This window comes from Streptomyces sp. NPDC057136, from assembly GCF_042670885.1.
In the GTDB taxonomy this organism is placed as follows: Bacteria; Actinomycetota; Actinomycetes; order Streptomycetales; family Streptomycetaceae; genus Streptomyces.
In genome coordinates this window covers 13,838-28,274 of record NZ_JBHUUV010000031.1, presented here as the reverse complement: position 1 = coordinate 28,274, position 14,437 = coordinate 13,838, and the positions used below count along the sequence as shown (strand labels likewise).

The following is a 14,437-nucleotide window of genomic DNA, read 5'->3' as shown; positions in this document are numbered from 1 at the left end:
CGAAACGGGTAAAGGGTTACGTTCGAGGCGAGTTGAGCGGACGCCACACGGGGCCCGGACATGCCTCCGGCCGGACCTTGCTGAGCAAGGTCCGGCCGGACGCGTGAGGTTGACGAGAGGTGGAGGAGGCCCCTCCCACGCCCTTTGGGCCGTGGGGGACCGTCAGCCGAGAAGCGTGCTCAGCTCGACGTGATCGAGGCCGTGCGACTCTGCCACCTCGCGGTAAACGACCTGCCCGTCATGGGTGTTGAGCCCCTTGGCGAGCGCGGCGTCACGGCGCAGAGCCTCGACCCAGCCCCGGTTCGCGAGCTCCACGATGTACGGGAGCGTGGCGTTGGTGAGCGCGTACGTGGAGGTGTTCGGCACCGCGCCCGGCATGTTGGCGACGCAGTAGAAGACCGAGTTGTGGACCGTGAAGGTCGGCTCGGCGTGCGTCGTCGGGTGCGAGTCCTCGAAGCAACCACCCTGATCGATTGCAATGTCGACAAGTACACTTCCGGGCTTCATCTTGGCGACGAGCTCGTTGGTGACCAGCTTCGGGGCCTTCGCTCCAGGGATCAGAACGGCGCCGATGACGAGGTCGGCCTCGACGACCGCCTTCTCCAGTTCGAAGGCGTTGGAGACGACCGTCTGCACCTTGGTGCCGAAGATCTTGTCGGCCTCGCGGAGCTTGTTGACGTCGCGGTCGAGCAGCGTGACGTGGAAGCCCAGGCCGACGGCGATCTGGGTGGCGTTCCAGCCGGAGACACCGCCGCCGATGACGACGGCCCTGCCCGCTGCCGTGCCGGGAACGCCGCCCGGCAGCACACCACGGCCGCCGACCGAGCGCATCAGGTGGTAGGCGCCGACCTGCGGGGCCAGCCGGCCCGCGACCTCGGACATCGGGGCGAGCAGCGGCAGCGCGCGGTTGGCGGTCTCGACCGTCTCGTACGCGATGGCCGTGGTGCCCGACTCGAGCAGCGCGTCGGTGCACTCGCGGGAGGCGGCGAGGTGCAGGTAGGTGAAGAGCGTCTGGCCCTTGCGAAGGCGGTGGTACTCCTCGGCGACAGGCTCCTTGACCTTGAGCAGGAGGTCGGCGGCGGCCCAGACCTCGTCGGCCGTGGCCAGGATCTGCGCTCCGGCGGCGACGTACTCCTCGTCCGTGATGGACGAACCGGCGCCGGCGTTCTGCTCGACCAGGACCTGGTGGCCATAACGGGCGAGCTCATGCACTCCGGCGGGGGTGATCGCCACCCGGAACTCGTTGTTCTTGACTTCGCGGGGGATGCCGACCTTCACGTCGATCACGGTCCTTGGCTCGGAGGGGGTACGGGCATAACGGTGGATACCCGGATATACCCAGCATAAATGGAGACACCGCAGTGACACGCGGCAGGAGCCAGTCTAATGAAGGACTTCGCGCTGTCTAGCCTTACAAAGCATTAACTTTCAGCCGAAGCACTACGGATTTCGTAGGTAGAACCCTCCTCGCCCAGCAATCTGTCGGCCGCACCCCGGTGCAGCCCGGCCGCTGCGGGGTCTCCCAGCCGGTCCAGCGTGTCGGCCAGCCTGAGCTGGAGCGCCGCCTGGAGCCGCACGTCCTGCGCCTGCCGTGCCAGCTCCACCGCTTCCCGGCAGGTGTGGAGCGACTCCTGCGGGCGGCCCGCGTACTCCTGCACCCGTGCGGCCTCGCTGAGCGCCCGCGCCTGGGCGGGCACGTCGCCGAGCCTGCGGTGCCCGGCCGCGGCGGCCCGCCAGTTCCGCAGGGCCTCGCCGTACCGACCGGCATAGGTGTGGACGGCACCCAGCCGCCCGTACAGCCGCGCCTCGTCGGCCCGCTCCCCCTGGGTGAGCCGCTGCGCGAGCGCCCGGCCGTACCAGTCGGAGGCCCGGTGGAAGTCCCCGAGCTCGGCGTACGCCCCGCCTACGGATTCCATCGCGCGGCCGGTCGCGTACAGGTCTTTTGCCTCGCGTCCGGCGTCCAGCGCGGCCCGGTAGCGGGTCAGCGCGTCCTGCGTACGGCCGGTTCCGGCGTCCAGATCGGCGAGGTTCAGCAGGGCTGCGGCCTTTTCGCGCGGCAGATCGCGGCGCTCGGCGACATCGAGGACCAGCTGATGCAGTCCGTAGAGCTCCGGCGCCGCCTCCTCGGTCCCCCGGTGCACCGCCAGCGCCCGTACAAGTGCGGCCACCAGCCTCCTGGCCAGGGTGTCCAGCTCACCGTCCTCGACCGCGATCCTGGCCGAAGCCAGCAGGGCGGGCTGGCGCATCCGCAGCCAGGCGGCGGCCGACGCGGCATGCGAGAACCGCAGGGACCGCGGCAGTCCCGCCAGCTTCCGCTGGGACGGGGAGTCCTCCGGGTCGGTGACCGCCCGGCAGGACTGGAGCTGCCGCACGGTCCGCTCCAGCATCCGGGCCCTGGCCAGCTGGATCTCGGCCGGCCTGTCCCGGTCCTCCAGGAGCGCGCGCAGCATCGGGGCCAGGCAGCCGGGTACCTCGTACTGCGGCAGAGCGGTGCCGTTCGTATGCAGCAGGCCGAGGCCTACGAAGCTGTCCAGCGTCGACTGGGCCGCCGACACGGAACAGCCGGCCAGCGCGGAGGCGGTGTGGGCATCGGCGAGTCCGGCGGGCGCGAGGGCGAGCAGTCGCAGTATCCGGGCGGCGGCCTGCGGCAGGGAGTCGTAGACCAGGCGGAACGCGCGGGCCAGCGGCCGGGCGCCGGTGGACTGCTCCAGGTCGTCCGGCAGTTCGTGCACCTGCTTGGTGACATCGGCCACGGACGCATGGGGATGGGCGGCGAGCCAGCCGCCGACCAGGACCAGTGCGGCGGGCTGCCCGCCGCACTCCTCGGCGAGTGTCTCGGCGGTGCGCGGGTCGACGGTGATGCGGACCTGGCCGATGATCCGGCCGAGCAGCTGCACGGCGGAGCCCGCGTCCAGGCCGCCGATGGTGCAGGGGCGGACGCCCGGGATTCCGGTGAGCGGGCCGGTCGAGGTGGCGACGACCAGGCAGTCCGGGTTGTCGGGCAGGAGCGGGTCGACCTGTTCGGCGTCCACGGCGTCGTCGAGCAGAAGCAGGACGCGGCGTACGGCGAGGGCCTCGCGGACCATCTCGGAGAGTTCGTCCTCGTCGGCGCCGGGCGGGCCGGTCACACCGAGCAGGTTCAGGATGTCGCGGGCGGTACGTTCGGCGGGAACCCGGTGGCCGTCCGGGTCGGTGAGGCCGACCCGCAGCACACCGTCGGGATAGTCACCCGAAAGGGCCGGACCGGAACCCGAAGCGGAGCCTGAACCCGAAGCGGAACCGGAAGCGGAACCCGGAGCGGAAGCGGAACCGGCGAGTCGTCGGGCGAGCTCGGTGGCCAGTGCGCTGCGGCCCGAACCCGGCCGGCCCGCGATCAGCAGCACCCTCGCACGAGCGCCCCCCCGCCCCGCGAGAGTGTCCAGCCCGGCCCGCTCGATATCGGCCCGGAGCTCCTTCAACTCGCGTTCCCGCCCGAAGAATTGGGGTGGGACTGCACCGGACGGCTGCTCGGTCCCCGCCGCTCCGGCCGGGCCGCTGGTGTCCACCGCCTGATCGGTCACGAGCCACGCTCCACTTCGCTGCACGCGGTGCCCGCCGGAACTCCGGTCGGGGCTTCCCGAGCGTAGTTCAGGGCTGTGGACGATCACGGTGGAGCGCGGCGGACAGGTCCCCCGATCGGATCAGCGTATTTTACGATCATCCGACCGGAAGTGGGGCCACGGCGAGGCGTGGCGGACGGGCCGTCAGACCTCGAACGGCCTGGCCGGCCACGGAGCTTCGGCCGGACGCAGCGAGTCCACGCCCTCGCCACCGAGCACGGCGGTGAGCGAGAGGACTCCCACGACCAGACAGTTGTTGTGCAGATTCCCGGCGAGTACCCCTCGTACGAGGTCCTGGAGCGGCACCCGTGCCAGCTCCATGTCGGCCTCCTCCTCGGCGACCTCGAAGCGTTCGCCCACCGCCTCGGAGAGGTCCCGGGCCAGGAAGATGCGTACGGCTTCGTCGCAGCCGCCCGGAGTGGTGTAGACGTCGGTCAGCACCCGCCAGTCCTCGGCCTTGACGTGCGCCTCCTCGTACAGCTCGCGCTGGGCGGCGTGCAGGGGGTTCTCACCGGGGATGTCGAGCAGCCCGGCCGGGATCTCCCAGAGCTTGTGGCGCACGGGGTGCCGGTACTGCCGCAGGACGAGGACCCTGCCCTCCTCGTCGAGCGCGAGGACGGCGACGGAGCCGGGGTGGACCTGGTAGTCGCGCCGGGCGACGCTGCCGTCGGGCATGACGACGTCGTCGGCCCGGATGCTGGTCTTCTTGCCGGTGAAGGGCGTTGCGGTCGCGGTGACCTGCCACTCCTCGGGCGTGTCCTGGAAACCCATGTACGTCCTCCCACGAACAAACAGAAACCGGGGTACGCATCCGTGCGGATGCGTACCCCGGCCAACCGTATCTCCTGCTGACTACTTCGCCGTCTTGCGCTCCACGGCCGCCTTCACCAGGCCCGCGAAGAGCGGGTGCGGGCGGGTCGGGCGGGACATGAGCTCCGGGTGCGCCTGAGTGGCGACCAGGTAGGGGTGGATCTCGCGCGGGTACTCGACGAACTCGACGAGCTTGTTGTCCGGGGAGGTGCCGGAGAAGACCAGACCGGCCTTCTTCTCCAGCTCGGCGCGGTAGGCGTTGTTGACCTCGTAGCGGTGGCGGTGACGCTCCTCCACGTACGGCTGGTCGGCGTACGCCTCACGGACGACCGAACCCTCGGCGAGCTTCGCCGGGTACAGGCCGAGGCGCATCGTGCCGCCCAGGTCGCCCGCGCCCTCGACGTAGGCGAGCTGCTCCTCCATCGTCGAGATGACGGGGTGGGAGGTGGCGGCGTCGAACTCGGTGGAGTTGGCGTCGGGGATCTCGGCGAGGTTGCGCGCCGCCTCGATCACGATGCACTGGAGGCCGAGGCAGAGGCCGAGCAGCGGCACCTTGTTCTCGCGGGCGTACTGGATGGCGCCGATCTTGCCGTTGACACCGCGGTCGCCGAAGCCGCCGGGGACACAGACCGCGTCGACGTCGGCGAGCTGCTTCGCAGCGCCGGCCGGGGTCTTGCACTCGTCGGAAGCGACCCACTTGACCTGGACGCGGGCCTTGTTCGCGAAGCCGCCGGCCCGGATGGCCTCGGTGACGGAGAGGTACGCGTCGGGCAGGTCGATGTACTTGCCGACGAGCGCGACGGTGACCTCGTGGTCGGGGTTGTGGACGCGGTCCAGCAGGTCGTCCCACGTGGTCCAGTCGACATCGCGGAACGGCAGGTCGAGCTTGCGCACGACGTAGGCGTCCAGACCCTCGGTGTGCAGCACCTTGGGGATGTCGTAGATCGAACGGGCGTCCGGGCAGGCCACCACGGCGGTCTCGTCGACGTCGCACATCAGCGAGATCTTGCGCTTGATGGCGGTCGGGACCTCACGGTCGGCGCGCAGCACGATGGCGTCCGGCTGGATACCGATGTTGCGCAGCGCCGCGACCGAGTGCTGGGTGGGCTTGGTCTTCAGCTCGCCGGACGGCCCGATGTAGGGCAGCAGCGAGATGTGGACCACGAAGACGTTGTCCCGGCCGACCTCGTGGCGGACCTGACGGACGGTCTCCAGGAACGGCAGCGACTCGATGTCGCCGACCGTGCCGCCGACCTCGGTGATGACGACGTCGACGTCGTCGGTCGCCATGCGGCGGATGCGGTGCTTGATCTCGTTGGTGATGTGCGGGATGACCTGGACGGTGTCGCCGAGGTACTCACCCCGCCGCTCCTTGGCGATGACCTGCGAGTAGACCTGGCCGGTCGTGACGTTGGCCGAGCCGTCGAGGTCGACGTCGAGGAAGCGCTCGTAGTGGCCGATGTCCAGGTCGGTCTCGGCGCCGTCGTTGGTGACGAACACCTCTCCGTGCTGGAAGGGGTTCATCGTGCCCGGGTCGACATTGAGGTAGGGGTCGAGCTTCTGCATGGTGACCCGCAGGCCCCGTGCCTTGAGCAGGGCACCCAGGCTGGAGGCAGTCAGACCCTTGCCGAGGGAGGAGGCGACACCCCCGGTGACGAAGATGTGCTTGGTCGTCGTGGATGTGGGCTGCATAGCCAAAGGGGGCTCCCGTGGTCGCGATCGTGAGGTGCGTACCGGCGTGCCGTACCGGGGATTCCGGAGGTGCCGTCGCTGCGGTTCGGGGGCCTCGTCCACTGTCGGGAACGACCACCGGTCCACGGGCTACCAGGGTAACAGCGACAGCGAGAGGCTGCTTCCGGCCACACTCCCTCACACCGGCCCCACAGGATGACCGCACTCGTTTCACGTCCCACCCGTTCGGCTCAGGGGTGTTGTCAAGACGGTCGCGCGGATCATCCTTCTGCGTCGTATCCTGCTCGGACACTCGCTGCCGAGTTGACCGGCCAGCGGCACCACCCCCGCCCGCTCAGCCGGTGCGAGAACTCATCGGTTCTTCTACAAGACCCTTGACCCGCAGTAAGCGCCCTTCGGGGCGACATGGCCGTTCGACTGGAGACGCACGTGGCCGGGCGCATCGAGGATTACGCACTCATCGGAGACATGCAGACCGCTGCCCTGGTCTGCCGGGACGGCACGGCCGACTGGCTGTGCCTGCCCCGCTTCGATTCACACGCCGTCTTCGCAGGACTGCTGGGCACGGAGGAGCACGGCTTCTGGCGTCTGGCTCCGACGACCGGCGCGGAGACGCCACCGCCCTACGCGGACCGTCGCCGCTACCGAGGGGATTCCCTCATCCTGGAATCGGAGTGGGACACACCGCGCGGCACCGTCCGCGTGACCGATTTCATGCCGCCGCGTGACGGCGCGCCGCAACTGATCCGGATCGTGGAGGGTGTGAGCGGCCGGGTGCCGATGCGTTCGGAACTGCGCATGCGGTTCAGCTACGGACGGGTGACGCCCTGGGTGCACAAGGTCGACGGACGTACGGTCGCGGTCGCCGGTCCCGACTCGGTCTGGCTGGACACTCCGGCCGAGACCTACGGCAAGAACCTGACGACGTACTCCGACTTCACCGTGGGACCGGGTGACCGGGTCGCGCTCACGATCAGCTGGCAGCCCTCGCACCGTGAGCCCCCCGCCCTGCCCGACCCGGAAGGGTCGCTGGAGGCGACGGAGCAGTTCTGGCGCGAGTGGGTCGACCAGTGCACGTACCACGGGCCCTACCGGGAGGCCGTGGTCCGCTCCCTGATCACGCTCAAGGCCCTGACGTACGCGCCCACCGGCGGCATCGTGGCGGCCCCGACGACCTCCCTGCCGGAGGAGATCGGGGGCGTACGGAACTGGGACTACCGCTACACCTGGCTGCGTGACGCGGCGATCACCCTGTCCTCGCTGCTGCGCACCGGCTACCGCGAGGAGGCCCGGGCCTGGCGCGAATGGCTGCTGCGGGCCGTTGCGGGCGACCCGGAGAACCTGCAGATCATGTACGGGATCGCGGGCGAGCGGGAGCTGGGCGAGGCCGAGCTGGACTGGCTGCCCGGTTACGAGAACTCCGGCCCGGTCCGCGTCGGCAACGGCGCGGCGGGCCAGCTCCAGCTCGATGTGTACGGCGAGGTCACCGAGGCGCTGCACCTGGCGCACATGACCGGCCTGACCCGCAACGACTACGCGGTGGGGCTCCAGCTCAAGCTGATCGAGTACCTGGAGAAGCACTGGGACGAGCCCGACGAGGGCATCTGGGAGGTGCGCGGCCCGCGCCGCCACTTCGTGCACTCCAAGGTGATGGCCTGGGTCGCGGTCGACCGCACCATCAAGCTGATCGAGTCCGGGGACACGGACGGGCCGCTGGAGCGCTGGCGCGAGCTGCGCGACGAGATCCACCGCGATGTCTGCGAGCGGGGCTACGACCCGGAACGCAACACCTTCACGCAGTCCTACGGCTCCAAGGAACTGGACGCGTCCCTGCTGCTGATTCCGCAGATGGGCTTCCTGCCGCCGGACGACAAGCGGGTCATCGGCACGATCGAGGCGATCCAGCGGGAGCTGTCCACGGAGGACGGTTTCGTGCTGCGCTACCCGACCGCGGGCGAGAACGCGGGCGTGGACGGCCTGGAGGGCGACGAAGGCGCTTTCCTGGCGTGTTCGTTCTGGCTGGCGGACGACCTCGCCATGATCGGGCGGGTCGACGAGGCACGTCGGCTCTTCGAGAAGCTGCTCTCGCTCCGCAACGATCTGGGGCTGCTCGCGGAGGAGTGGGACCCCCGGCTCCAGCGCCAGGTGGGCAACTTCCCGCAGGCGTTCAGCCACGTGCCGCTGATCGACACGGCCCTGCGACTGACGGCGAGCGGGGCGTACGTCGGCTGAGCGCATGTGGGATCCCAGATCCCCTGTCCTTTTCCCACCGGCGATGTCCACCGCGTGGCCAATAGGACAGGGGGATGGGATTCATGCCTCGTGATCGAGTAGTTCCCCTCTTTGTGTACAGGACCGCCCCGGTCGTCGTCGGTGTACGTGGCCGGGGCAGGACCCCAGCGTTCGGCGGCCGACGGGGCCGCCTCAGTGAACGTAGGGTTGGTGGTCCGATGGGTACAGCGGTGGCCACGCCGGTACAGCTGAGTGTCCGGCATGGTGACGAGGGTGTGGTGGAGGACCTCGAGTGGCCGTCAGTGCCGCTCGGGCTCCTGCAGGAGGCCGAGCCGTGGCGGACGTTCCGCTGGTACAAGGGGCAGCAGCACTACTCGGGCACATATTGGTCGGCCACCGTCGGCGATCACGTGATCTACGAGTCGCGGCTGGAACTGGGGCGGCTGCTGTTCGCCGACTTCGCCCCAGAGGTGCGGCACATCGTTGCCCAGCCGTTCCTGCTCAAGGCCCACATCGGCAGTAAGGTCCGCAAGCACATCCCGGACTATCTGCTGCTGACGGACGACGGCCCAGTGGTCGTGGACGTCAAGCCGCGCCGCCGGGTTGAGAAGCCCGAGGTCGCCTTCACCTTCGCCTGGACGCGTGAGGCGGTCACATCGCGCGGGTGGCAGTACGAGGTCTGGAGCGAGCCGGACCCGCACGTGCTGGAGAACGTCCGGTTCCTCGCCGGCTACCGCCGCGACTGGCTGTTCGACCCTGACCTGGTAGTCGCGCTGCAGGCCGTGGACCTGGACGGGATGTCGCTGGGCGATGCCTTCCGGCTGCTGCCCAAGCGCCCCCGGCCGCTGGTGAAGTCGGCGATGTTGCACCTGCTGTGGTCCGGATACGTGACGACCGCGTTGGACCGGCCGCTGAGCTCAGGGCACGTGCTGCGGAGGGCCGCATGAGCGGGGTGGGGACGAGGCTGGGGGTTGGGACGCACTTCCGGCTGGACGGCGAGACGGCCAAGGTCGTGGACTTCGCCATCCTGGCCACGGGCATGGAGGTTGTCCTTAGGGACGGACGTGACCGGCTGTCCCGGATGTCGCTGCGCGAGCTGCTGACTTCCGATCGCGCCGAGCTGATCCATGACCGGTCGGGTCCGTCTTCCACCGACGACGAGGACCTCGCGGCCGTCGTGCTGAACCGGCTGAGCAAGGACGAGAAGAAGGACGTCCTGAAGCGGGCCGAGCATGTCCGGGAGATGCTGACCGGCTACCGCTCCGGAAGCGAGGACCTCCCGCGGCCGGACGAACCGCGCCCTCAATTCGCCCCGGGCTTGCCTCTGCAGAGCCGGTATGAGGCCAAGGCCACCGAGCTGGGGGTGACCGCGCGCACGGTGCGCCGGTGGGCACGGGCCTTCCGCGAGCTGGGCGAGGCCGGGCTGGTGCCGAAGACCGCACAGGCCGACAGCGGGCTGGGCAACGCCGATCCGCGCTGGGTCGAGGCCGCGGTGGAAGTGCTGAAGGAGTACGAGGAGGAGTCGCGGCCCTCGGTGAAGGTGGTGCTGGAGGAGGTCGAGGCCCGCGTCAGGACCAAGTACAAGCTGGTCAAGGTGCCGGTGCCGTCGCGGACGACTGCCTATCGGTGGATGCAGGAGCTCGAGCGGCGCCACCCGACGTTCCGGCTGAGTACGCAGCGCAACCGGGACATCGCCGACCGCCCGAAGAAGGTCTACGGAAAGCTGAGGCCTACGCGGCCGGGTGAGTACGTGCTGATGGACACCACGCGGATGGACGTATTCGCGTTGGATCCGGTGACGCTGCGGTGGATGCAGGCGGAGTTGACCGTCGCAATGGACTGGTACACCCGCTGCATCGTCGGTCTGCGGGTGACGCCTGTGTCCACGAAGGCTATCGACGCTGCGGCCGTCCTCTTCCAGGCATACCGTCCCCAGTCGGTTCCCGAGAGTTGGCCGAGGGAGGCGGCCTGGCCCGAGCACGGCATTCCGCGCGGGGTGCTGGTGGAGGCCGAGGCCGTCCACGGGCCCGTCACCGGTGTCTGGGGGCCGAAGTTGGCACCGGAGACGTTGATTGTCGATCACGGCAAGATCTACCTGTCGGCGCATCTGACCAGCGTCTGCCGCCGGATGGGGGTCTCGGTGCAGCCGGCGAGGCTGCGCACGGGCCGGGACAAGGGGCCGGTGGAGCGGTACTTCCGCACGCTGCGAGAAGACCTGCTGCAGCGATTGCCCGGCTACAAGGGACCGGACATCCACTCGCGGGGACTGAACCCGGAGAAGGACGCCTTCTTCTTCCACCACGAGCTGGAGGCGATCATCCGTGAGTGGACTGCGGTGACGTATCACCGCAGGCCACATGAGGGACTCGTCGATCCGCACTTGCCGAAGGTTGAGCTGTCACCGGCGGCGATGTTCGAGCACGGTCTCGCGCGGGCGGGCTACATCGAGGTGCCTCGCGACCCCTATCTCGCCTTTGAGTTCCTCGACTCCACGATGCGCACGGTCCAGCACTACGGCGTCGAGATCAACGGCCGCCGCTACAACGGCGACTGCCTGGACGGGCTGCGGGACATGGCCGGCTCCGACATCGACCTGGACAAACGGCGGCTGCCGTTCTTCTCAGACCCCGACGACGCCACCCGGATCCACTTCCGCGATCACGACTGCGTCTGGCACACCCTTCAGTGGGAACACGCGCCCGGCCTGGACATGCCGCTGAGCGAGGAAGCCCTCCAGTTCGCCCGGCTCCTGGCGGCGAAGCAGTACACCTATCCCGACGACCGGCTCGCCATCGCCCTGCTGCTGAAGCGGTGGAACCTCGGGCTGGGCACCTCCCTGGTCGAACGGCGGATGGCCCTGCGGCTCTCCCGCGAACAGGTCGCCCTGGATCTGCCCGGGCAACAGGCCGACGACGTCAGGTCGCTGCCATCGGTCGCCCGCGTGCTGTCCCTCCCCGAGCAGCCAGGGTCCCCAACCATCGAGACCGTCCAGGAGCCAGAGACGGGCGATGACGACGCCGACAGCCTTGAGGAACTGGAAGAGGAACTCGAGTTCTACGCCACGGCCTTGAAGGACATCGATGACGACGAGTAAGCCGACCCGCGCCCAGGCCGAGGAAACCGATCTGCGCTCCCGGCTGGATCACCTCACGCTGTCCCGCAAGGAAGGTTTCGGACGCCTGGCGGACGCTCCGCGGAGGGAGCGTCCGGAGCGTCTGTCCCGCCGCCAGTTGAAGAAGCTGGGCGAGGAGGCGCTTGCCGAATACAACCGCGCCCGCCGCAAGTGGCATGCCAATCTCGGGCCGTTGCGGACCCCGCAGATGGATGCCCTGCACGAAGACCTCTGGGACATCTTCGACAGCAACGACCAGGACAGCGACAAGGTGAAAGGTGGCATCGCCCTCGACGCCTTTCCAGGTCTGGGCAAGACCACAGCCGTGCTTGCCTTCGCCCGCAAACTCCATCGCCGCATCATCCAGGAAGAAGGAAAGTACACCGACGACGGCCACGAGCGATGGCCTATCTGCAGGGTCGGACTGACCAGTAACACTGGTATGCGTGATTTGAACCGCGCTCTTCTGGAGTACTACGGCCATCCCGGACGGTTCAAAGGAACAGCGGCAGAGTTCGGCTATCGCGCTCTGGACTCGGTCCTGTCCGCCGAAACAAGACTGTTGATCGTGGACGATCTGCACTTTCTTCGCTGGAGGAACAAAACCGGCATCGAGGTGAGCAATCACTTCAAATACATCGCCAACGAGTTTCCCGTCACCTTGCTGATGATCGGTGTCGGCCTGGAGAAGCGAGGGCTTTTCACTGAGGGTTCCAGCTACGAGGACTCGGTCCTTGCTCAGACGGGACGCCGCACCACTCGGCTGGGCATGGAGCCGTTCACGATCTCCTCGGAGGATGGCCGCGGGAACTGGCGGAACATCCTCCTCGCGATCGAAGAACGCGTCGTTCTCGCCGACAAGCACCCGGGCATGCTTGCGGACGACCTGTCCGACTACCTCTTCGCCCGCAGCACCGGGCACATCGGCTCCCTGATGACGCTCATCAACCGCGGCTGCCAACGAGCTGTCCGCACCGGCGTCGAGCGCCTGAACGCGGACCTCCTCGACAAGGTGAAGAACGACGCCGCATCCGAGCGGGCCCGAGACGAGCTTCACCAGGCCCTCGCATCGGGTCGGCTCAACAGCCGTCCAGGAAAGAGGGCGGCATGAGCCAACCGCGCACCCTGGCGATCCGCCTGCTCCCCGAGCCCGGTGAGAGCATCGACAGCTGGCTGGAGGCCCTGGCCCGACGTTCCTGGACACCGCTTTCGTCGCTGCTGGACGCGTTGAGCCTTCCGACACCTGAACGAACCAGTCCTCTCCTCACCGGACTGCCGGCCCCATTGCTGCGGGTGCTGGAAGAGCAGCTCGCGCTGCCAGCCGGCCACCTCGACCAGTCTGTCTTCTCCCCGGGCATCTTCAGCCACCGCAGTGCGCCTCACTGGCGGTTCTGCCCGACATGCCTGCACCAGTCACAAGGGCGATCACCGATCCGCTGGTGGCTGCCTTGGACGTTTGCCTGCACCGAACACCAAACGCTGCTGCAAAGCCTCTGCCCGCGCTGTCTCAAGCCACCGCGTGAGTTCCTTCCCCGGCCGGTCCACCTACACCCGCCAGGCCACTGCATGCGGCGATCAACCGAAAGAACCGTCTGCGGAGCCGACCTGACCACCGCCGTTCCGATCCCGCTTGTCCCGTCCCATGCCGTGCTGGAAACCCAAAAGTCACTCGACATAATTCGCGTCGACAGGAAGGCAAATCCCGACTCCGTTTTCACGGCCGTCGAAAAAGAACTCGCCCAACGGGCGCGTTCCTTGCCGGACGATCTCGAAGCCATGAGCAGTGCTGCCCGAGACGTGTGGTCCCACATGCTGCGCAGCGCGACAAGTGCCGCCACTGAATTTGGGGCTTGGCGCATCAAAAAAGTAGGACAGGAGATCTTGACACTCGACTTCCTGCGACAGGAATACGAGGAGAGCGGCAGACCTCTTCACGAGATCGCCGATGGCCTGTCTGTCCCTCGTGCCTTCGTCATCCAGAGAGCCAAGGACCTCGGTGTCCCCATTTACAGAGGAACCCGGCCGGTTGCCTTCGACGATGAATGGCTGAAGGATCAGTACATCAACCGGGTCCGTTCCGCGGAAGACATCGGAGCAGAAGTCGGGGTCTGCGGCGGTGTCGTTCTTCGCAGACTTGAACGGCTCGATATCCCTCGACGCCCATTCGGCGTTCAAAGCTCGACTGAGCTGAACCGGAAACTCGATGAATCGGCGCCCCGTGACATCCGGGCAGCAGTGGAAGGGACCCTCGGCGGCTGGCTCCGCCTGCGCCGCTTCCAAATCCACATGCAGTTCCCCACGCTCCTGGGCACAGCCCACTACCTGGGCGTCGCACCCGGCCGACTCGCCATGCAGTTCGGTCGCCTGGAGGAGGCCACCGGAGCAGAACTGTTCCACCGCTCAGTCCGCCACGAACCCCAGCGGCCCACAGCCCGAGGCACGTCACTACTGAACGACCTCGACGGCCCCAACGTCCAACAGCTCATGCGTAACGACCTCGGTCCGCAGATCGAGGCTCTGCCGGATCAAGCGTCCATCGACGCCGCCATCGCACTCGCCGATGGTGAACGCGCAGCACTGACGACCCTGGACCCACACACTCCGCCGCCCACCCGCGTCCGTATTCCTCCGCCGATACTGCCCCTTCTGCAATATCTGGTCGAACACGCAGACCAGGTCACCTACTCCGCTCAAATTCGCGCCCGCACAGAAATTCCGTTCACCACCATTTACAAACAGCTCAAGCACTTCGAAGAAGCCGGCTGGCTCACCAGCCGCCGCGAAACTGCGCACGAGCGACGCCCCCGCGGCGGGCGCGGCCGCACCTACTACACCCTCTCGCCCGCCGCACGACTCCTGCCACTCCGCAGCCTGATCGACGACCCCGGAAAGCTGAGGAAATGGACAGCAGCCTGGGACGGAAAAGCGGACACCGCGATGGGACAACGCCTTGAACTCGCAGGTCAGACCACTCCCAAAGGACACAGCTGAT

9 protein-coding genes are annotated in these 14,437 nt (G+C 68.1%); 5 read left to right on the top strand and 4 right to left on the bottom strand.

Annotated features, from left to right (window positions below):
- Positions 1-162 precede the first annotated feature (162 nt).
- The 4 genes from ald to ACFT7S_RS29170 form a co-directional block, all read right to left on the bottom strand.
- Positions 163-1,278, bottom strand: coding sequence for an alanine dehydrogenase (ald, locus tag ACFT7S_RS29185; protein ID WP_382737060.1), 1,116 nt, complete (start codon positions 1,276-1,278; stop codon positions 163-165).
- A gap of 143 nt (positions 1,279-1,421) precedes the next feature.
- Positions 1,422-3,560, bottom strand: a complete 2,139-nt coding sequence (locus tag ACFT7S_RS29180; protein WP_382736948.1) for a tetratricopeptide repeat protein — start codon at positions 3,558-3,560, stop codon at positions 1,422-1,424.
- Between the two features lie 183 nt (positions 3,561-3,743).
- On the bottom strand, positions 3,744-4,370 hold the full coding sequence (locus tag ACFT7S_RS29175) for an NUDIX domain-containing protein (protein WP_382736946.1): 627 nt from the start codon (positions 4,368-4,370) through the stop codon (positions 3,744-3,746).
- A gap of 81 nt (positions 4,371-4,451) precedes the next feature.
- Positions 4,452-6,101 carry a CTP synthase gene (locus ACFT7S_RS29170; RefSeq protein ID WP_382736944.1) on the bottom strand — a complete coding sequence of 550 codons (1,650 nt, stop codon included), beginning with the start codon at positions 6,099-6,101 and terminating at the stop codon, positions 4,452-4,454.
- Between the two features lie 429 nt (positions 6,102-6,530).
- On the opposite strand from ACFT7S_RS29170, the gene ACFT7S_RS29165 reads away from it, so the two are divergent.
- From ACFT7S_RS29165 to ACFT7S_RS29145, 5 genes are all read left to right on the top strand, one after another.
- Complete coding sequence (locus ACFT7S_RS29165; protein WP_382737058.1) at positions 6,531-8,333, top strand: glycoside hydrolase family 15 protein; 1,803 nt, start codon at positions 6,531-6,533, stop codon at positions 8,331-8,333.
- A gap of 218 nt (positions 8,334-8,551) precedes the next feature.
- Entirely contained in the window at positions 8,552-9,280 is a 729-nt protein-coding gene (locus tag ACFT7S_RS29160) for a TnsA-like heteromeric transposase endonuclease subunit (protein WP_382736942.1), read from the top strand.
- Positions 9,277-11,427 carry a transposase gene (locus ACFT7S_RS29155; protein ID WP_382736940.1) on the top strand — a complete coding sequence of 717 codons (2,151 nt, stop codon included), beginning with the start codon at positions 9,277-9,279 and terminating at the stop codon, positions 11,425-11,427. Before ACFT7S_RS29160 ends, ACFT7S_RS29155 begins: the two co-directional genes overlap by 4 nt.
- The gene (locus tag ACFT7S_RS29150) at positions 11,414-12,556 is read left to right on the top strand and encodes an ATP-binding protein (protein ID WP_382736938.1); all 1,143 of its coding nucleotides are present in this window, start codon (positions 11,414-11,416) and stop codon (positions 12,554-12,556) included. Before ACFT7S_RS29155 ends, ACFT7S_RS29150 begins: the two co-directional genes overlap by 14 nt.
- Complete coding sequence (locus ACFT7S_RS29145) at positions 12,553-14,436, top strand: TniQ family protein (RefSeq protein ID WP_382736936.1); 1,884 nt, start codon at positions 12,553-12,555, stop codon at positions 14,434-14,436. The genes ACFT7S_RS29150 and ACFT7S_RS29145 overlap by 4 nt, the downstream gene beginning before the upstream one ends.
- Position 14,437: the final 1 nt, after the last annotated feature.